The organism is Halegenticoccus soli (genome assembly GCF_002844195.1).
GTDB classification, from domain to species: Archaea; Halobacteriota; Halobacteria; order Halobacteriales; family Haloferacaceae; genus Halegenticoccus; species Halegenticoccus soli.
Window position 1 is genome coordinate 1 of the sequence record NZ_PEND01000005.1, and the last position, 19,239, is coordinate 19,239.

General features: G+C 64.0%; 16 protein-coding genes. 12 read left to right on the top strand and 4 right to left on the bottom strand.

Going from position 1 to position 19,239, the window contains the following annotated elements; genetic code table 11:
- Both CNO20_RS13955 and CNO20_RS13960 read right to left on the bottom strand, forming a co-directional pair.
- Positions 1-255: transcriptional regulator TbsP domain-containing protein (locus CNO20_RS13955; RefSeq protein WP_233204203.1), on the bottom strand; the 255-nt coding region annotated here is incomplete at its 3' end.
- Positions 256-694: 439 nt separating this feature from the next.
- Positions 695-1,786, bottom strand: a complete 1,092-nt coding sequence (locus tag CNO20_RS13960; protein ID WP_101296753.1) for a TrmB family transcriptional regulator — start codon at positions 1,784-1,786, stop codon at positions 695-697.
- 165 nt (positions 1,787-1,951) lie between these two features.
- Between CNO20_RS13960 and CNO20_RS13965 the strand changes: the two genes are divergently transcribed.
- The 5 genes from CNO20_RS13965 (at position 1,952) to CNO20_RS13985 (ending at position 7,612) form a co-directional block, all read left to right on the top strand.
- Positions 1,952-3,343, top strand: a complete 1,392-nt coding sequence (locus tag CNO20_RS13965; protein ID WP_101296754.1) for an extracellular solute-binding protein — start codon at positions 1,952-1,954, stop codon at positions 3,341-3,343.
- A gap of 95 nt (positions 3,344-3,438) precedes the next feature.
- A complete protein-coding gene (locus tag CNO20_RS13970; protein ID WP_199174849.1) occupies positions 3,439-4,386 on the top strand; it encodes a carbohydrate ABC transporter permease in 948 nt (315 codons plus the stop codon).
- 1 nt (position 4,387) lies between these two features.
- Positions 4,388-5,248 carry a carbohydrate ABC transporter permease gene (locus tag CNO20_RS13975; protein WP_101296755.1) on the top strand — a complete coding sequence of 287 codons (861 nt, stop codon included), beginning with the start codon at positions 4,388-4,390 and terminating at the stop codon, positions 5,246-5,248.
- Positions 5,249-5,450: 202 nt separating this feature from the next.
- Entirely contained in the window at positions 5,451-6,596 is a 1,146-nt protein-coding gene (locus CNO20_RS13980) for an ABC transporter ATP-binding protein (RefSeq protein ID WP_101296756.1), read from the top strand.
- Positions 6,593-7,612, top strand: a complete 1,020-nt coding sequence (locus tag CNO20_RS13985; protein WP_101296757.1) for a Gfo/Idh/MocA family protein — start codon at positions 6,593-6,595, stop codon at positions 7,610-7,612. The genes CNO20_RS13980 and CNO20_RS13985 overlap by 4 nt, the downstream gene beginning before the upstream one ends.
- Before the next feature lie 109 nt (positions 7,613-7,721).
- On the opposite strand, the gene CNO20_RS13990 is transcribed toward CNO20_RS13985, so the two are convergent.
- Positions 7,722-8,714: a DMT family transporter gene (locus tag CNO20_RS13990; protein WP_101296758.1), complete on the bottom strand. Its 993-nt coding sequence runs from the start codon at positions 8,712-8,714 to the stop codon at positions 7,722-7,724.
- Between the two features lie 227 nt (positions 8,715-8,941).
- On the opposite strand from CNO20_RS13990, the gene CNO20_RS13995 reads away from it, so the two are divergent.
- From CNO20_RS13995 to CNO20_RS14005, 3 genes are all read left to right on the top strand, one after another.
- The gene (locus tag CNO20_RS13995) at positions 8,942-9,739 is read left to right on the top strand and encodes a helix-turn-helix transcriptional regulator (protein ID WP_101296759.1); all 798 of its coding nucleotides are present in this window, start codon (positions 8,942-8,944) and stop codon (positions 9,737-9,739) included.
- Between the two features lie 748 nt (positions 9,740-10,487).
- Positions 10,488-11,141 carry a helix-turn-helix domain-containing protein gene (locus CNO20_RS14000; protein WP_269844151.1) on the top strand — a complete coding sequence of 218 codons (654 nt, stop codon included), beginning with the start codon at positions 10,488-10,490 and terminating at the stop codon, positions 11,139-11,141.
- Positions 11,142-11,200: 59 nt separating this feature from the next.
- The gene (locus tag CNO20_RS14005; protein WP_101296761.1) at positions 11,201-12,451 is read left to right on the top strand and encodes an O-antigen ligase family protein; all 1,251 of its coding nucleotides are present in this window, start codon (positions 11,201-11,203) and stop codon (positions 12,449-12,451) included.
- Between the two features lie 43 nt (positions 12,452-12,494).
- Here CNO20_RS14005 and CNO20_RS14010 read toward each other — a convergent pair whose 3' ends face one another.
- Entirely contained in the window at positions 12,495-13,403 is a 909-nt protein-coding gene (locus CNO20_RS14010) for an alkaline phosphatase family protein (protein ID WP_199174850.1), read from the bottom strand.
- Positions 13,404-13,740: 337 nt separating this feature from the next.
- Here CNO20_RS14010 and CNO20_RS14015 point away from each other — a divergent pair, with 337 nt between their 5' ends.
- The 4 genes from CNO20_RS14015 to CNO20_RS14030 all read left to right on the top strand — a co-directional run bounded on the left by CNO20_RS14015 (position 13,741) and on the right by CNO20_RS14030 (position 19,238).
- Positions 13,741-14,592, top strand: coding sequence for a hypothetical protein (locus CNO20_RS14015; RefSeq protein WP_101296762.1), 852 nt, complete (start codon positions 13,741-13,743; stop codon positions 14,590-14,592).
- A 64-nt stretch (positions 14,593-14,656) separates the two neighbouring features.
- Positions 14,657-15,970 (top strand): sulfatase-like hydrolase/transferase, encoded by a 1,314-nt coding sequence (locus CNO20_RS14020; protein ID WP_101296763.1) that lies wholly within the window; start codon positions 14,657-14,659, stop codon positions 15,968-15,970.
- Between the two features lie 69 nt (positions 15,971-16,039).
- Positions 16,040-17,575 carry a flippase gene (locus CNO20_RS14025; RefSeq protein ID WP_101296764.1) on the top strand — a complete coding sequence of 512 codons (1,536 nt, stop codon included), beginning with the start codon at positions 16,040-16,042 and terminating at the stop codon, positions 17,573-17,575.
- A 493-nt stretch (positions 17,576-18,068) separates the two neighbouring features.
- Positions 18,069-19,238, top strand: coding sequence for a sugar transferase (locus tag CNO20_RS14030; RefSeq protein WP_233204205.1), 1,170 nt, complete (start codon positions 18,069-18,071; stop codon positions 19,236-19,238).
- Position 19,239: the final 1 nt, after the last annotated feature.

The window sequence follows — 19,239 nt, forward strand, 5'->3', positions numbered from 1 at the left end:
CATCGACAGCGTCCCCGCGTCGATGAGGTCCGCCGCGTTGCTCGCGACCAGGAAGTCCGCCATCACGTCCTTGAGGACGGCCTCGTCGGCGATCAGTCGGATCGTCGGTAGGTCGTCGTCGAACTCGATGGCGACGTCGACCAGTTCCTCGACCGCTTCGCCCGACGGACCGACGACGAGAAGTTCCTCGTCCGCGGTCGTGAGGGCGGTTCGCAGGATGTCTTGTAGTCTCTCGTCGAGTATGTCCTCGCTCATTATCGCACAAACGTTTCGTCTGCTATTTAGTAGTATCGAAGTTCTATACGGAAAATGTCATTTACGACCTGGTAAAAAACGACGCTTGAGCTTCCTAAGACTCCTGATAATCGTATCATAGTACATATCTATAGGAAATATTCAATTTAACACTATTTGATGGCATGTCCGAGAGACTGTCGGTCCGATCGCGCGACCGGGGGGAGAAGTAGCAGACGCCGCGCGTCTCCGGTGCCGCGAGTCGAAATCGGTCGTGAGGAGCGAGCCGCGTCGGACGTCGTTAAATACGTGTTCATCGGTGAACAGACGACTTAATTTCGATTCGGCCCCTATTGTGTCCCGTGAAGTTCTGGCAGGACCTTCACCCAGAGGCACCTTATTGTCGCTTTTACTCTCTCGCTTTCTCGACGGATGCTCTACGTCGCTCGTCCGAATCGTCTCAGTCCGTCCGTTCCGGCAGTTCGATCGAGTCGATCGTCAGCCGCCGGAGTTCGAGATCCTCGACTTTCGCGTACCAACCGCCCAGGCTGTGGACCTCCTCTCCGTCGTCCACGTAGATGGACACCCGTCCGGACACCTCCGACAGCGACGGGTACCTGTTGTCGAGGGTCGAGCCGGTGTACACGAGCTCGACGACCTGCCCCGAAACCGTCCGCTCCTCCCCGGTTTCCGTGTCGATCCCCGTCGCCGTGACGGTGACGTCGGCCCCCTCGTGGTGCAACGGGGCGACGTCGACGACGAACTGCCGGACGTCCACGTAGGTGATCGGCGGTTCGGTTCCGCGGGTCGTGTACACGACCTCCCACGGTTCCCAGACTGACGTCTGGTAGTACCAGTGAAAGACGTACGCGAGCGGGCGGTTGTTCGCGACGATCCCGAACTCGTACCCCGATCCGGGCTGCGGGGCGAAGCAGATCTTCGAACGGTCGACGAGCGCGACGAACGGCGTGACGAGGTCGCGGTAGCTCACCTCGGTGGCGACGTCCTCGAAGTCGAATTGCCCGCCCGGCGGTGTTCCGTCGTCGAGTTCCGGCGAGAGAGAGAGCGTGACGAACACGTCGCGACTGTACGCCTCCCGGAGGACCGGCTGAAGCTCGTAGAACTGGGACGGAGTGACCGCCAGCTGGATTTCGTTTTCCGCGCTTCGGATGAAGTATCCGGCCTGCTCGACGACGGTTTCGAACCGCTTTACGAGCGTCACGTCGTGCTCGTCAAGTTCGGGCGCGTCCCAGAGCTCTTCGAGTTCGTCAGCGGTTTCCGTGAACGAGTCCGCACGCGACCGGAGGTCGGCGATGACGGTGTCCGGATCGAGCGCCCGTGCCCGCAGGCTGTCCTGTTTGTACGTCTCCACGAGCCGTTCCTCCTCCAGGTCGCGAAGGACGTCATACACTCGCGAATTCGGCACGCCGCTCGCGTCCGCTACCTCGGTCGCGGAGGCGGAGCCCTTCTTGACCAGCGCGAGGTACACCTCCGCTTCGTACTGCGTGAATCCGGCGTTCTGAAGCGTGCTCCGCACTGCTTCCTCGTCCATCTCGGTTTCCGCTAACGGCTCCTCGTTGGAATCAGTTACTACTCCAATGGAGAACGACGAAAACCACTAGGTCAATGCTCTTTGGTCTTGTTCACTACTCCAGTACTCAATCGGCCATAAGAAATAAATAATCAGGAGAGACAACCGGTGAACCGTCTGGTAACAATGACCACAGACGGGCGAAAGAACGGGCTGACGCGGCGAACAGCACTGAAACTAGGCTCCACCGCGGGCACCGGCGCGCTCCTCGGAAGCCTTGCCGGATGTACCGAGTCGCTGGGCGGCGGATCAGGGGGCGGGTCGTCCAATGCGCTCGTGACGGAGAACCGGATCGGATCGAGCGACGCGGGGACGGAACTTGTCCACTGGCTCCTCCCGGACGCCTCCCACTCGCAGGATGACAATCCGGCGCTGGCGAAGGTGTACGAGGAGTTCTTCCGGACGTGGGCGGAGAACCACTCGGACGCGAAGATCAAACTCGAGTACCAGACGAACCTCGAGCAGATGAAGACGAAGCTGCTTCAGGTCGCCGCGAAGGGGAGCGCCCCATCGATGGCGCAGGTGGACTCCTTCTGGGTGCCGAACTTCACCCGGCACCTTCAGCCGGCGACGGCGGCCATAGAGGACGAGGACGACTGGTACCCGTTCGTCAAGGACGTGATCGTTGAAAACGGCGAGTGGCAGGCCGTCTGGAAGAACACCGACTGCCGCGCCCTGTTCTACCGGCAGGACCTCATCGACAAGTACAACGACGGGGAGCCGCCCCGAACGTGGGACGAACTCGTTCGGGTCGGGACCGAAATCAAAGAACGGGAGGGCATGGCTGGCTACATGTACAACGGCGGGAAGTGGGAGGCGACGACCTTCGACAATCTCGCCATGTTCTGGGCGCAGGGCGGCGACCTCGTGGACGATCAGGGAACGCCGGTGCTCGGCGAGGGAAAGAACAAGGAGGCCCTGCTCAACGTCTTCAAATTCTTCGAGCGGACTATCGATTCGGGAGTGACGCCCCAGCGCGTCGCCAACATCAACGACTACGGGTTGCTCCGCCAGGCCGCGCTCAACGGCGAGACGGCGATGTTCCTCGGCGGCAACTGGCAGATCGCGACCATCAAACAGAACGTCGACAGCGAGGAGGAGTGGAAGAAGTGGCAGGTCGCGGAGATCCCCCAGATGACGGCTGACATCTCCGCGACGGGAACCGGCGGGTGGACCGTCGGCGTGTTCGAACAGGACGAAGAAAAGCGCCAGGCGGCACTCGACTACGCCGGCCTGTTCGCAAAGCGGGAGAACATGGGGAAGTTCTGCAAGGCCGGCGGGTACCTGCCGACGCGGAAGTCCGTCTTCGAGGAGGTGTCGTACTTCTCCGAGGATCCCTACATGCAGGTGTTCAAGAAGCTCCTCGAAAACGGGCGCGCCCGACCAGGCGTGCCGATCTACCTCACGATTTCTTCGGAGTGGCAGACGGCGGCCGGGAAAGTCCTCACCGGGCAGGCTTCGCCGAAGAAGGCGGTCGAGACGATGATCCGAAACGTGAACGCGGAGTACCAGGGGTGACCCGGTCGGATGACTCGTTCGCGTTCTCGGCCGCGCCGCGCCGCTCCGGTCGGAGTACGACCGGGGCATACGCACCCGAGCCGAGGTGATCGACGGTGTCCGTGAGGTCGAGCCGCCTTCCCGAGGGCGTCCACGACGCGGTCGCGTCCGCCGCCGGCTCGTTCGAGCGTCTCCAGAACACGCCCGCGACCTGGATCGCGCCGGCGGCGCTCTTTCTGCTCGTGTTCCGCCTGTACCCTCTGATCGAGGCGGTGCGGATGAGCTTCACGAACATGAGCCTCGTCGAACCGGAGTACCAGTACGTCGGCCTGGAGTCGTACGTCAGCATCCTCTCGTCGTCGACGTTCTGGACAATGAGCAGGGTGACGCTGATCTTCGTCGCCGCGAGCGTCGTCCTCCAGATCACTTTCGGGATGATCCTCGCGCTGGCGATCGATTACGGCGTGAAGGAGAAGCTCCGCGGGAGCGTCTCGACGCGCGTCGCGGTGCTCTCCGCGTGGGTGATCCCCGGGATCGTCATCGGGATCCTCTGGAAGATCATGCTCATCGAGACCAACTACGGCGTGGTCAACTACCTCCTCCTGCAGGCGGGGTTCGACGTCGTCGCCTTCCTCTCGGACCCGCAGATGGCGCTCCTGTCGACGATCACGGCGAACACGTGGCGCGGGACCGCCTTCTCGATGATCATGCTGTACGCCGGCCTCCAGCAGGTGCCGACGCACCTCTACGACGCCGCGAAGGTCGACGGGGCGAGGGCGCTCCAGCGGTTCCGCTACGTCACGATACCGCAGATCAAGCCGGTCGTGTTCATCAATCTCGTGCTCATCACCATCTATACCCTGAACACCTTCGACATGATCATGAGCCTCACCGGCGGCGGGCCGGGCCATGCCACCGAGGTGCTGGCGCTGTTCATGTACCTCGAAGGGTTCAACCGGTTCAACCTTGGGCAGGCCGCGGCAGTGGCCGTGCTGATGCTGCTCGTGAACGTCCTCATGACGGCCGTCTACATGCGCATCTTCATCGAGGAGGAGGGACTTTGAGATGAGCGGACGGTACTCCGCGGAATCCGCCGTCGATCGCCTCTCGGCGCCTGTCGCGCTGACATACCTCGTGTACGCGACCGCGGCGGTGTTCTTCCTCTTCCCCGTTCTCTGGGTCGTCTCGATGAGCCTGCGCCAGCCCGGCGAGGTGCTCTCCTACCCGGTGCAGTTCGTCCCGCGGCGGGTAACGCTTGATCCCTACGTGCGCGTGCTCCAGGACTCGGGGATGCTCACCTGGATCTTCAACTCGCTGAAGATCGCGATCCTCGAGGTGGTCGGCATCGTCCTCGTGACGACGCCGGCGGCGTACGCCTTCTCCCGGTTCGACTTCCGTGGGAAGCGGCACGTCCTCTTCGGCGTGCTCCTCTTTCAGATGATCTCGCCGGTCGTCATCGTCATCCCGCTGTACAACATGATGGCCCAGCTGAACCTGCTCGACACCCACCTCGGGCTCATTCTGCTCTACATCGGCCTGCAGGTACCGTTTTCGATCTGGCTGCTGAAGAGCTACTTCGACACGATCCCTGAGGGGCTCGACGAGGCCGCCCGCGTCGACGGCTGCAGCCGGCTACAGACGCTCATCTACGTCCTCCTGCCGTCGGTGGCACCGGGAATCGCCGTCGTCGCCATCTTCAACTTCGTCTTCTCCTGGGCGGAGTTCGTGATGGCGTTCACGGTGCTCAGCGAGTCGGACCTCTACACGGTCTCCATCGGCCTGTTCTCCTTCCAGGGGCAGTACAGCATGGACTGGCGGGTCGTCGCCGCGGCGAGCGTCATCGCGATGGCGCCCCTCCTCGTCATGTTCGTCGCGCTCCAGCGGTACTTCGTCAAGGGGCTCGTCGAGGGGGCGGTCAAAGGATGAGTTCGACGCTCTCGTCCTCGTCCCCGTCCCCGCGATCGAGGGTTCTCCCGCCCCCGTCCTCGCGGTCGAGGATCCTCCCACCGCTATTCCCGCGATCGGGGATCCTCCCACCGACGTCCTCGACATCGAGGATCCCTCGCCGGCGGACGCCCGTAGCATCGGCTTACGGAACGACGCTCGATAGAGACGGACGCTCGTAATCATGTCACGGATCGAAATCGACAACCTGACGAAGCGGTATCGCACCGGCTCCGGAGACGACATCCTCGCGGTCGAGGACCTCTCGCTCGACCTCGCGGACGGGGAGTTTCTCGTGCTGGTCGGCCCGTCGGGGTGCGGCAAGTCGACCACCCTGCGGTGCATCGCCGGACTAGAGCCCGTGAGCGGGGGCGAAATCCGGTTCGGCGACGCGGACGTGACCGACCGGACCCCGGAGGAACGGAACGTCGCGATGGTGTTCCAGAACTACGCGCTGTACCCTCACATGACGGCGCGGGGGAACATGGCGTTCGGGCTGCGGATGACGACGGACCTCTCGAAGGAGGAACGAAACGAGCGCGTCGAGAGCGCCGCGCGGATGCTCGGAATCGAGGACCTTCTCGACGATAAGCCGAAGGAGCTCTCCGGCGGGCAGCAACAGCGCGTCGCGCTCGGGCGCGCCATCGTCCGCAAGCCGGAGGTGTTCCTGATGGACGAGCCGCTGTCGAATCTCGACGCGAAGCTGCGGACGACGATGCGGACCGAGATCCAGCGCCTGCAGAGCGACCTCGGCGTGACGACGGTGTACGTGACGCACGACCAGACGGAGGCGATGACGATGGGGGATCGCATCGCGGTGCTGGACGGCGGTGAACTTCAGCAGGTCGGCACCCCCCTCGAGTGTTACTACGAGCCGGCGAACCTCTTCGTGGCGAACTTCATCGGCGAGCCCTCGATGAACTTTTTCGAGACGGAGGTCGCGGGCGACGCGCTGGTCGGCGACGCGATTCGGTACGAGCTTTCCGGGGACCATCTGGACGCCGTTGCGGAGTCGGAGCGGGTCACGCTCGGTGTCCGACCGGAGGACGTCGAAATCGCCGAGACGCGGCGGGACGCGTTCGCCGGAACCGTGCGGGTCGTCGAACCGATGGGCGACCAGAACTTCCTCCACCTAGACGTCGGCGGGGTCGACGTGACGGCGGCCGTCGCCGGGGAGTACGAAGTCAGGGAGGGCGCGAACGTCATGGTCCGGTTCCCCGAGGCCAAGATCCACCTCTTCGACGCCGACTCGGGCGAGGTGCTCGCCAACTGCCGTCGCCACAGCGCGCAGCTTCCGACGGCGACCGGGACCGGAGGTGAGGCCGCGTGACAATCAAGCTCGCCGCGATCGGACTCGGCCAGCTCTGCATGCACGAACTCGACAGCTACGACCGGATGGAGGGCGTCGAGATCGTCGCCGGCGCCGACGTCGCCGCAACCGGTCGGGAGCGGTTCGAGGCCGAGTTCGACGCTCCGGCCTACGAGGACTACCGGGAGATGCTCGACGAGCACGCCGCAGAGCTCGATGCGGTCAACATCGTGACGCCGCACACCCTTCACTACGAGCAGGCGATGGCGTGTCTGGAACGGGATCTGCACGTCTTTCTTGAAAAGCCCCTGGTTACTGCTGTCGACGATGCGCAGGATCTCGTCGCGACGGCGAACCGGCGGGAGCTCGTCCTCGTCGTCGGGTACCAGCGGCACTACCATCCGGTTTACCGGCGAATCAAGGAGATCGTCGACGGCGGCCGACTCGGCGAGATTCACGCGGTGAACTGCTACATGGGTCAACACTGGATCCGCCAGTTCACCGACGCCTGGCGGGCCGATCCCGCGCTCTCCGGCGGCGGCCAGCTGTACGACTCCGGGTCGCACCTGCTCGACACGCTGCTCTGGACGACGGGGACGAAACCGGTCTCCGTGGCGGCGATCATGGACTATCAGGGCCACGAGGTCGACGTGAACAGCGCGCTCGCGCTCCGCCTCGAACGCGACGGCCGCCCGGTCACCGCGAGCCTCGTCGTGACGGCCGACGGCGTTCAGGATCCCGCGACCTACGAGGGGCTGGTCGTCTGGGGGACCGAGGGACGGCTCGCGTTCGACCGCGGCCGCCTCACGCTCACGGAGCGCGGCGGAGAACCGACCGAAATCCCGCTGGAGGGGGCAACCGACTTCAAGACCCTCGTCGATCGCAAGCTCTCCGACTTCGTCGGGGCGGTCCGGGGCGAACACTCGCCGACGGTCCCCGGCTCGTACGGGCTCGCGGTCGTCGCGCTCACCGAAGCGGCTTACGAGGCGTACGAAACGGGGTCGGTCGTCGACGTAACCGGAGATCTACGGCCGTAGCGGGCGCGGCGCAGATCGGCACCGCGTTCGCCCTCCCGTGCGCGGGGGTCGACCCGACGTAGAGGCGCCGACCGAAACGACGTAGATTTTGCTCGACCGGGCGCTCCTGTCAGTTCCGGTTACAGCCCCGAACACCCCTGGGACCGGCCGCTGCCGACCCCTCTTCTGCCGATCCCGAGCCACGAAGTCCGGCGCGGATCCGTTCGAACCCTTCCGCGATCGCGTCGCCGCCGATGATCGAGAACCCCGCGAAGATCGTGAGGAACCCGACGACCGTCAGCGCGGAGATCCGCTCGCCGAGGAGCGCCCACCCGCCGAGCGTCGCCACGACCGGCACGACGTAGAAGATCAGGTTGGCGCGGATCGCGCCGACGTCGTCCAGGAGCCCGAAGTAGGCGATGTAGGCGGCCGCGCCCGCGAACACGCCGACGTAGCCGAGCGCCAGGAGCGCCTCCGGCGTCCAGCTCACCGCGGCGAGTCGCTCGCCGGCGGCGAGGCTCATCGAGTGGCACATGAGCGCGCTGACCGGGAGCGCCCACGCGGTCCGCACCGTGCTCGAAAGCGACGTGTCCGCCCGGCGGACGAGGACGCTGCCGAGTGCGCCGCTCACCGCGCCGAAGAACAGGAGCGCCTTCCCGATCACGGCCCCGGTGAGCAGGTTCGTGGGATCGAGCTGGACGACGAGCGCGACGCCGACGAGCCCGACGAGCATCCCTGCCGCCCCGCGGAGCGACAGGCGCTCGTCTGACAGGAGCGCGGCCGCGAACACCGGCGTCAGGATGGGGTTCAGGCTGAAGACGATCGCCCCCACCGCGCTGGTCGCGTACTGCTGCCCGACAAAGAGCAGCGCGTTGGCCAGCCCGATCACGAACGCGCCGGTCGCGAGAACGCCCGCGACGTCGCGGCGCGTGCGGGGGAGCAACTCCTCCCGCGGCGACGTGAGAGCGGCGTATGCCAGGAGGACGACGGCTGCCACGTCGAAGCGCAGCGCGACGAACAGGAGCGGCGGGAAGTAGGCCAGCCCGGCCTTCGCGGCGACGAACGTCCCGCCGAAGAGGACGCTCGCGAAGACGAAGAACGCGGCCGTCGCGCGCCCCGCCACGGTTACCGCCACCTCCCCTCGATCGGCGTCGTCCGCTCCTGGCCGCACTGGATGAAATAGGTAGCTGCATCGGTCATCTCTTGGTACCGAATCGGGGCCGATCGGTCTTATATTTGTTCAGAAAGTAATTCAAGGTAAGAAAACCTGTCGTCGCGCTCACGGCGTTCACCCCGTGAAAGGATTTCACGGCTCGAAAGCCACTTGTGCCGGCAGGCCGAACGCGGCGTATGGAACCGGCGCTCGAAGACATCGAGTTCCTCGCCCTGTCGGCGAACCGCGTCGAGGTGCTGGACGCCCTCTCGGACGGTCCGCACACCCGCCGCGACCTGGCCGATCGAATCGACGCCTCCCAGCCCACGCTCGGACGCGTGCTTCGCGACCTGGAGGCCCGAAACTGGATCGCCCGCGACGAGCGCGAGTACGAGGCGACCGCGACGGGGCGGCTGGTCGCGTCGGGATTCACCGACTTACTGGAGATCGTCGAGACGGAGCGGCGGCTCCGCGGCGTCGTCGAGTGGCTGCCCGCGGACGCGATGGAGTTCGACCTCCGCCGCCTGGGCGACGCAACTATCACCACGCCGAGTCAGACGAAGCCGAACGCGCCCGTCGAGCGGGTGCTCGAACTGCTCCGCCGCGCGAACGACGTTCGGATCCTCTCACACGCGTTCAACGCGCAGAGCCTCGAGGTCGTCCGTCGCCGGACGGTCGAGGGCGAACAGACGTTCGAAGGCGTGTTCTCCGCGAACGCGGTCGAGGCCGTCGCCGAGGACGCCGCGCTGTGCCGCCAGCTCCGGGAGCTCGTCGCCTCCGACGCGGCGGAGGTGCGGATCGTCGACGGGGAGATCCCGCTGGCGGTGACGATCACGGACGATCTGGTAAACTTCCTCCTGCGGGACGAGGACGGGCTCCTCCAGGCGGCGCTCGACACCGACGACCAGACGGTGCTCTCGTGGGCGCGGGCGACTCACGAGCGGCACTGGGACCGCGCGACGCCGCTCGATGTCGAGGAACTTCCGTCCGGGTGAGGTACGCCCTCGCAAGGTACGTCAGAAGTAGCTGTACCCGTCCGCCCCGGCTTCCGGTCCGACGGCACCGAGACGCTGCGCGTTCGCTTCCGCGCCCGTCGACGGACACTCCCGTCGGGCGCGATCGCCTCCGTCGGAGTCCCTCTCGTCAGTGAGGCGGGACCGGGCGGAGACTGTAGGAGGGGTCGACTGGAGAGCCGGAAGTCGGGTCGCGAGACACGCATCGAGCATCGCGAAGGCGCTCGCCGAGAAGGGCCGGAAAAGTCGAAGCCGTCGGAGCGACCGCTCGTTCGGACCGAAATTTCGGGCGCGGACGCCGCGAACGGCTCTTCACGCGAACCGTCCGGCGGCCGAGCGCTCCCGACGGAAGTCGGCGCGTCCGGCGAGTACCGCGTTCACCGGGGCGGAGGTGTACGACGGGCTTTGTCCGAAATGCCGTGGAACGCTCGCCCCCGGACCGTGATCATCCGCGATACACGGATCCGCGGATTCTCGACGGACGGATTCAGCTGATTCTGGATCCGCCGGCGGACGAGCTTGACGCGGCGGGCGGGTTAGCCGGAAATCGGGACTTCGTCGCCGACCGCGTACAGCGCGAGATTCGAGCGGGGACGCCTCGCGAGATAAACGTGGTGGCACCAGACACTTGACGGAGGATCGTCAACCATCTAGTGGGGGAAGTTACCAATGGTCGAACATCGTCCCTCGGCGGACATCGCTCGGCGAGATGACAGGCGTCTCGACAGCGATGATCGCGGTTGACTGCTCTGTCACCTCGTTTCTCCTGAACGGTGCGTTAGCCGCCGCCCCAGAGATGACGCTGACCGTCGCTCCCGGACAGCTCTTTTCTACGCGGCCGCCGGTGCTCCTTTTCTGGGCCGGGGGCGACGACTTTTCGCGCTTCGAAGCGGCGCTCGAAAACAGCTCCGAGATAGCGGGGGTGTGCGTTCTCGACGACGAATCCGACGAACGGCTGTACCGGGTCGTGTTCTCCGACGAGAGCCGCCTCCGCTCCTTCTATGCGCTCCTGCGGGAGTCAGACGCGTTGATCCGAACGGCAACCGCGGCGCATCCTCGGTGGCATTTCGAACTGCGCTTCCCGGACGAAAATGGCGTGCAGACCGTCTATCACTGGCTTCGCGGGAACGGGTTCTCGGTCGAGGTCCACGCCGTTTCCAGAGGACGCCGTCGGGGGTCGGATCTGCGGACGCTGACGAGCGAGCAGGCTGAGACGCTGTTGGCCGCGTACCTCCGCGGCTACTTCGCCGTCCCACGCGAGACGACGCTGGACGCACTCGCGGACGAGTTCGACGTCTCGACGCAGGCCTGCTCGGAGCGCTTGCGCCGCGCGCTCACGGCACTGCTGGAGGGTGTCGTCCGAAATGAAAAGTGGGGTACGTGACCTGGATCCACTTGACACTTCGGGGAATCTTTTTGAAAACTCGCGAAAATTGGACAGCCATGCAGATGAGACAGATCGTCAAGGGAGGGTCTTTCCCGACTACCGCCGTCGATCGAGCCCTCGTTTGGCTCCTCCTCGCGACCGTCTTTTCGCAGTACACGGGTCTCCTTCCGGAACCGATAGACACCCTCTCGATCGTCTGCGCCTTCGCCCTCGTCCCGGCATACTACCTAATCCGTTCGAACTTCACGCTCCGCGTTCCCCTCGAAACGACGGCGCTTGTGGGGGCGATCACGCTCCTCTTCGGATTTCACCTCCTCACGGGTCACTATTCGAATCTCGAGTACGGGCTGTTACCGGTCTACACGTCCGTCGTCGTCATCGCCGGGCTCGTCTTCCTCCCACAGCTCGTCGACAGCGAGACGCTCCTCACGCACGTCGCCATCTTCGGCGCTCTCGTGGGTCTCTTCGGCGCACTCGTCTGGGCGACGGGGACCGGGGACGCGTTTCATATGTTCTCTCACGCCAACAAGCGGTCCATTTTCAACGACCCAAACACGCTCGGACTCCTCGCGTTCGTCGGCTTCGTCGGATCGCTCGGGGCGTTTTCGCGGACACGATCGCGGCGCGCCGCCGGCCTCGTCGTCGCGAACCTCGTCTTCGTCGGCATCACGGTCAGCCGGGGCGTCTGGCTCGCGGTCGCCGCGGCGCTCTGCGTTCTCGCACTCGACGCGCTGTTTTCCCGCAGGATCGCCGCTGCCGCCGTCTCGGCGGGGGTGCTGACGACGGCCGCCGTCACGGCTCTCGTGGTCACCTTGCCGGTCGAGACGACGCTGTTTCTCCCGCTCACGAATCGACAGTACCTCTGGCAGGCGACCGTAGAGGCGACCTACGAGGCCGGACTCTTTACTGGCGCGGGGTTCTACATGCCCGGCCCACACATCCGCCCCTTCGTCGAGTTCGAACTCGAAGCGGGGAAATCGCTCGGACCGCACAACTCCTACCTTCTCGTGTTCTTCTACGGGGGCGTCGTCGGCCTCGTGCTGTACCTACATCTGCTCTGGGGGACGATCGCTCGGGCGTTTCGCGATCCGAGGGTCGATGTCCTGTTAGTCGCGCTCGCGGTGGGCTTCGGCGCGAATCTCTTTTTTGAGGGCTACTCGTTCTGGTCGGTCGGTATGCACGGGGTCCTGTTGACGCTCGCGTTCGGAGCGCTCGCTTGGGAGTCGACGAACCGAGTCGTCGTCGTCGACGTTCGAAACCTGACCAGCTTCCGCATCTCCCGGCGTAACCGTTCGCCGGGGCTGTAACGCCGCTGCTCGCTTGGACGAACAGCTCGACGGAGTCGGCTTCTCACGTCGCGTATCCGAGATCCCGGAGGTGCGCTTTCACCTCGTCTACGTCGACTTCGGTCGCCGTCTCGGGTCGCTCACTGACGATATCTTTTCGGTCGCCGTTGATCGACACATGCCAGGGGACGGTGACGAGTTCGTCCATGTAGATTCCGTCTGGGTGGCCGTAATCGCGAACCGGCACCGGTCGCAGTCGATCCCCGAGTAGTTCGCCGTGGTCGGCGGTGACAACGGTTTTTCCTGGCAGTTCCGCCACTAGCGTTTCGACCTCTTCGAGCACCAGTGAGAGGTTCTCCCGGTACGCGCGCGCTATCTCCCCGACCGAGACATCGTACCGGCGGGGGATGTCCTTCAGCGGAACGCGTGGATCGAACCGCTCTCCGGTCGGTCCGAGGTACGGCGTGTGGGGCTGGACGAAGTGACCGACGATCCGCTTCGTCGGGTACTCCTCCGCGCACCGCAGCGTCGCCTCGGCGACTGTCTCGGGCGGCGTGATGCTCTTCCCGGCCCCGGTCCGGTGCTCGTCGCGCCAGAGCGGCACCTCCGCGTGGATGTCGGCGCCGATCTTGTCTCTGACGTAGTCGAAGTTTCCATTCCCGGTGACGTACACCGTGTCGTAGAGCTTCCGGTCGGAGAAGTTCCCGCGGACCCACTCTCTGGTCATGCTGCCCCGCGACGTCCGTGATTCGAGCGTCCCAGGGAGGTCGGCCTCTTCCGCGAACGCGTCGTAGCGGCACGCGTCCAAGATCAGGAGGTTGTCCCAGTCCTCGTCGAACACGTTCGTTCCGTCGGTGTTGTACGGGCGGTCGCCGCGGTAGTAGGCGCGGGCGATCTGACGCGCAACTGCGCGACTGTCGGGGAGGTTCCCGTTTCGCAACCGTCGCTTCACCCGATTGAGCGTCGTAGACATCTGTTCTGGAGTTCCTTCTTCGTGAGCATTCGTCCGTGGAGCGCTTTCTCCGTCTCTCACCGCGCTCCTGTCTCTCACACCGCACGTCTCTTTCAGTTCGTTCTCTCTCGGAGTCCGCCTTCATTATGGTGATCGTAAGCCCGCCCCTCAAGTCAACCGATAGATAGGATCGGGCAAAATTCTTATTAGATCTCACGTCCCTGGATCGAACACTGTCACTCCGGGCTCGACTATGTATGAGACGCTTCGAAAGGGGGTTCGAAACCCCGAAAAAATCCTATCCAGGGGACGGCGGTACGTCGGCCGGGCCCAGAATAGGATCGCGGGTTGCGACGTGATGGACGAAGACTGGGACAACCTCCTGATCTTGGACGCGTGCCGGTTCGATATGTTTGAGCGGTTGAACTCCGTTCCAGGCGAACTCCAGTGGCGACGGTCGAAGGGATCGGCGACGCGTGAGTTCGTACAGAACAACTTCGCCGGGAAGCGGTTTCATGACTGCGTCTACGTCACCGGAAATCCCTTCGTCTCGATGGACGCGAGCGACGCCTTCCACGCGGTCGTGGACGTCTGGGACGCCCACTGGGACGACGATCTCGAAACGGTCACGCCGGATACGATGCGGGAGGCGCTCTTTCGCGCCGAAGCGGAGTACCCAAACAAGCGCCTCGTCGGTCACTTCGTCCAGCCGCACCATCCGTTCATCGGACCTACCGGCCGGGACCTGCTCGGCGACACCAGCGGGAACAGGCGCGCGCGCGAACGCGCGCTGAACATGAACAGCGAGACCGCCGACGCCCCTCCCAACGTGGAACGGCGCGTGTGGCAGCTCGCCGAGACGGGGGATCTCGACCTCGAAATGCTTAGAAGGGCGTACGACGAGAACCTCGAAGTGGCGCTCCCGATCGTCGAGGAGCTGGTCGAAACGCTGCGCGGCAAGACCGTAGTGACCTCGGATCACGGAAATCTGATCGACGAACCGGCGTACCGAGTGCTCTCGGCCGGCTCTCGTCGGTTCGGCCATCCGATGTACGCCACCGCCGAGGCGCTCGTGAAGGTCCCGTGGCTGGTCTGCCGTGCCGAGACGCGAAAGCGGGTCGTCTCGGAACCGCCGACCGCCCAGAAGCGATCGGCGAGCGCGGGCGGTGCCGTCGTCGACGACCGACTCGAAGCGCTCGGATACAAATAGCGGACCCCTGCCCTGTCACCAAACCCGTCGCACAAAACGCAACCCCGAACTCACCGACTCAACTATGACGAACATCGCACTCATTGTCCTCGACACGCTGCGGAAGGACGCTTTCGACCGCCACTTCGACTGGCTGCCGGGCCGTCGTTTTGAGCACGCGTACGCCACGGCGAACTGGACCGTTCCGTCGCACGCCTCCCTATTCACCGGACGGTACGCGAGCGAGGTCGGCGTTCACGCGAAGAACATGTACTTTGACTACGACGGTCCGGTGCTCGCAGAGCGACTCCGCGACGCGGGCTACACGACCCGGGCGTTCAGCGCCAACACGAACATCACGGCGCACTTCGACTTCGACCGCGGGTTCACCGACTTCCGGACGCCGGAACGGTTCGACCACATGGCCGACGATTCGCTCTTCGACTGGCGCGAGTTCAGCCGGACGACGCCCGCAACCGGGCCGACGAAGTACCTCCGGGCGGTGTACGAGTGCATCGCCAGCGACGCCGCCACCGTTCCGTCTCTCATCACTGGCCTCAAGCTCCTGTTGAGCCACGGGGACGGCGTCGAGTACGGCGGGACGATCGAGGCCATGGCGGAGTTCGGCGACGAGGAATTCGGCGACCGCGAGTTCCTCTTTCTCAACCTCATGGAGGCGCATGAGCCCTACAGGGCGCCGCCGGAGTACATGTCGGTGGCCGAACCGCCGCTGTCGGAGTCGGTCGGAGACGTCACAATCGGCGACGTGAACGCGGAGCGGACGCGGCGGGCCTACGACGACTGTGCCAGGTACCTCTCCGACGTTTACCGCGACCTCTTCGAGCGGTTAGCGGAGGACTTCGACTACGTCATCACGCTCTCCGACCACGGGGAGATGCTCGGGGAGTTCGGCGCCTGGGGCCACGAACACGGCGTCTACCCCGAACTGACCCACGTCCCGCTCAGCGTTTATGGCGAGGGATTGGATGGGGTGACGACTGACACGGTCGGACTGATCGACGTCCACCGGACGGTCCTCGACCTCGCGGGCATCGAAGGCGGCGGGGGCAGAGGGCGGAACCTCATCGACGACGCGGAACCGCGCGAGCGCCTGACCGAGTACCTCGGCCTCACCGCCTGGAGCGAACGGAAGCTCGAAACCAACGGGTACGAGCGCGAAGCGGAGCGCTACGACGGCGAGCTTCGGGGGTACGCGGCGGACGACGGGTACTACGCGTTCGAGACGGTCGACGGGTTCGAGCGGACTGACGAGACGGTCGACGACGGGCGCGAGCGCCTGGCCCGGCTCGTCGACGAACTCCGGATCCGCCGCGTCGAGCGGAACAACGACGTGCCCGATGAAATCAAGGACCGACTGGAGGATCTCGGCTACGCGTGACGCCCATCTCTCTCCGCCGCCGCCGGTTCGACGGTCTGCATTCGATCTCTACGCGACCTACGCGACGCCATGCCTGATCGATCGGAAGACACGCTTCGAACCCTCTTCGCGTCGAGTGGCGTCCTGCTCGTCGGGATAGCCTTTCAGCTCGGGCTGGGATTTTTCGCCCGGATGCTCATTGCTCGGTTCCTCGGCAAAGTGAACTACGGCGCGGTCTCGCTCGGCTTGACGCTACTCACGACCGCGTCGATCCTCGTGCTGGTCGGGATGGACTCCGGCATCGGTCGGTACCTCCCCCGGTACGAGGAGACGGCGTACCGCCGTGGCGTGCTCGTCTCGGCGTACCAGCTCGTCGTCCCGCTCGCCTCGCTGCTCGGCATCGGCGTGGCCCTTCTGGCGGGACCGATCGCCGAACACGCCTTCGGCAGCCCGGAGATCGCGCCTGTCCTCCGCGTGTTCGCCCTCGCCATCCCCTTTGCGGCGTTCGTCCGGCTCACCGTCGGGAGCATCCAGGGCATGCAGCAGTCGGTGCCGCGCGTGCTCATCGAAAACTTCACGCTTCCGACTGTGCGGTTCGTCCTTATCGCCGCCGCCGTGATCTTCGGCTTTCAGGCGACTGGGGTTGCCTGGGCGTACGCGGGCGCGTACGGCCTCGCGGCCGCCGTCTCGTTGTACTATCTCGTCACGTCCACGCCGCTACTCTCGGGCGTCCGGGCCGTCCCGATGCACCGTGATCTACTCGCCTTCTCCGTGCCGCTCATGGTGATGGCCGCAATGAATATGATATTTCAGAATCTTGACACTTTCATGCTCGGCGTGCTCGCGTCCACCGGGGACGTCGGCGTGTACAACGTCGTCTACCCGGTCGCCCAACTGCTCACGGTCACGCTGACGGCGTTCGGCTTCCTCTTCATGCCCGTGATCTCCGAGTTTCACTCCGACGGTGACCTCTCGGAGATGCGCCGGGTGTACCAGATAGTCTCGAAGTGGATCTTCCTGGCGAGCCTCCCCCTCTTTCTCGTCATCGCTTCGTTTCCGACGCTCGTCATCCGGACGACCTTCGGCTCAGAGTACGCCTCGGGCGGCCTCGCGCTCGCCGTCCTCGCAGTCGGCTTTTTCACCCACACCGTCTTCGGGCCGAACGGCAACGCCCTGACCGCCATCGGCAAGTCGCGGACGATCATGTACGACAACGTTCTTGTCGCCGTCGTCAACGCCGCGCTCAACCTCGTCCTGATCCCGAAGTACTCCTTCCTCGGCGCGGCCGTCGCGACGACGGTTGGGTACTTCCTGATGAACGGGCTGTTCGTCGCGCAGCTGTACCGCGAGATCGACCTGCACCCGTTCAGGCGCGCACTCGTCCGCCCGGGAATTGTAGCCGTCGTTTGCTGGGGCGCAAGCTACTGGGGGCTTTCTGCGCTGCTCACGAGCGACCTCGTGATATTCAGTTCTCAAGTGCTCGCGTTCGCCGTCCTATACCCGATTGTTGTCCTCGCCTTCGGCGGAATCGAACCGGAGGACCTCGGACTCATCGCCTCGTTCGAAGATCGTGTCGGCGTTGACCTCGCGGTGATTCGTCGCTTCGCTAAAAAATTCGCCAATTGAACGCTTAAAAATTGATTGAACGGTGCCGTTCCTCGGCTGAGAGCCCGAAAAACTCCTTTTGGACCAATCGGTCGGACACATGTGTCTCTCGGTTATCTCTTGTTGAACGGTCTGAACGCTTTCGCCTTCCAGGTTTCGGCAGCACTGTTAAATCGATGTTATTCTAATGACAATCAAGTAATTAATCGTGGCGTGCTGAAATACTCCTTAGCATGATCGTAATAATGCTACGTGACGCTGGATAACACGTAGAATGGCTTCCAGTAGGTGGTATCGATTCGCGAGCGCAGGAGGAACCGTCGTCGCCGTCCTCTTCGCTCTTCACGTCTCGAATCAACGGGTCGTTCAGGAACTAGTGACGTTGATCCCAGTAGTCGGCCAACTGCCGGTAGTCGAGATGGCCCCGAAGTCGTTATTGTTGCCAGCGACAGCGGTACTCACCGTCGTGACGGTCGTTCTCATGCCGCTTTTCAAACCACAACCGAGGCGCACTATGGACGTGATCCTATTGACTCAGAGGCGGTTGCTTATCGGAGTGTTCGCGCTCACGACGATCGGCTTCTTCGATTACACGTTTCGATTGCCGCGATTGATACTCGTCCTAACAGCCGTATTGCTTCTTGCCGTGTTGCCGGCGTGGTTCGTCGTCCTTCGAAGGTGGGTTCGAACTACAAAAGACCGCACGATCATCATTAGCGACACCAACGAGAATGTCCGGATGATCCTCCGCCTTGTCGACGTTCCTGTCATCGGATACGTTTCTCCGAGCGAACCGCCAGTCAGCTCCAACGATGAGGGTGCAGCCACGGCGGCATACCCAGACGGCGGCCAAGCAATTGTTGCGGATCCGCTCACCGACCTTGAACACCTCGGTGGTCTTTCGCGACTTGAGAACGTCTTCATTGAGCACGATGTCGACACCGCGATCCTCGCGTTCACTCAATCAAGAAGCCAGGAATTCTTTGGCGTCCTCGACACCTGTTACAGACATGGCGTGACGGCAAAGGTTCATCGCGACCATGCAAGTGACGTGCTGACCGGCGGTACACTCTCGGCGGGGGAACTACTCAAGGTCGATCTGTCGCCGCTCGACTGGCAGGATCAGGCCGTAAAGCGCGTGTTCGACGTTTCCTTCGCGGCCACCGGACTGCTCGTTCTGTCACCGTTCATCCTCCTCATCGCGCTTTGCGTCAAGCTCGACAGTCCCGGTCCAGTGTTCTACGGGCAGCGGCGGACAGCGGAGTTTGGCGACACGTTCCGGGTTTACAAGTTTCGAACCATGCTTCCCAACAGTGAGTCGACGACGCCGGTCGACGATGAGGAGAACGATCGCATCACTCGGGTCGGCCGCATCCTGCGCAAGACACACCTCGACGAAATCCCACAGCTCTGGTCAATTCTGACCGGTAAAATGAGCGTCGTCGGACCACGCGCCGTATGGACGGACGAAGAAGAGGAGATTGAGCAGGAGACCGAAGAGTGGAGAAAGAGATGGTTCGTGAAGCCCGGCCTCACGGGCCTCGCACAGATTCACGACGTTTCGAGCACACAACCCACCGCGAAGCTCCGGTACGACCTTGAGTACATAAAGCGCCAGTCTTTCTGGTTCGACCTAAAGATCGTGTTCCGGCAGATCTGGAAAATCGTCCGTGAGTTCATGTGAA

What these genes read in the sequence shown, in the direction of transcription:
- CNO20_RS13960 (WP_101296753.1), bottom strand. Translation starts at nt 1,786, where the DNA reads ATGGACGAGGAAGCAGTGCGGAGCACGCTTCAGAACGCCGGATTCACG.
- CNO20_RS13965 (WP_101296754.1), top strand. Translation starts at nt 1,952, where the DNA reads ATGACCACAGACGGGCGAAAGAACGGGCTGACGCGGCGAACAGCACTG.
- CNO20_RS13975 (WP_101296755.1), top strand. Translation starts at nt 4,388, where the DNA reads ATGAGCGGACGGTACTCCGCGGAATCCGCCGTCGATCGCCTCTCGGCG.
- CNO20_RS13980 (WP_101296756.1), top strand. Translation starts at nt 5,451, where the DNA reads ATGTCACGGATCGAAATCGACAACCTGACGAAGCGGTATCGCACCGGC.
- CNO20_RS13995 (WP_101296759.1), top strand. Translation starts at nt 8,942, where the DNA reads ATGGAACCGGCGCTCGAAGACATCGAGTTCCTCGCCCTGTCGGCGAAC.
- CNO20_RS14000 (WP_269844151.1), top strand. Translation starts at nt 10,488, where the DNA reads ATGATCGCGGTTGACTGCTCTGTCACCTCGTTTCTCCTGAACGGTGCG.
- CNO20_RS14005 (WP_101296761.1), top strand. Translation starts at nt 11,201, where the DNA reads ATGCAGATGAGACAGATCGTCAAGGGAGGGTCTTTCCCGACTACCGCC.
- CNO20_RS14010 (WP_199174850.1), bottom strand. Translation starts at nt 13,403, where the DNA reads ATGTCTACGACGCTCAATCGGGTGAAGCGACGGTTGCGAAACGGGAAC.
- CNO20_RS14015 (WP_101296762.1), top strand. Translation starts at nt 13,741, where the DNA reads ATGGACGAAGACTGGGACAACCTCCTGATCTTGGACGCGTGCCGGTTC.
- CNO20_RS14020 (WP_101296763.1), top strand. Translation starts at nt 14,657, where the DNA reads ATGACGAACATCGCACTCATTGTCCTCGACACGCTGCGGAAGGACGCT.
- CNO20_RS14025 (WP_101296764.1), top strand. Translation starts at nt 16,040, where the DNA reads ATGCCTGATCGATCGGAAGACACGCTTCGAACCCTCTTCGCGTCGAGT.
- CNO20_RS14030 (WP_233204205.1), top strand. Translation starts at nt 18,069, where the DNA reads ATGGACGTGATCCTATTGACTCAGAGGCGGTTGCTTATCGGAGTGTTC.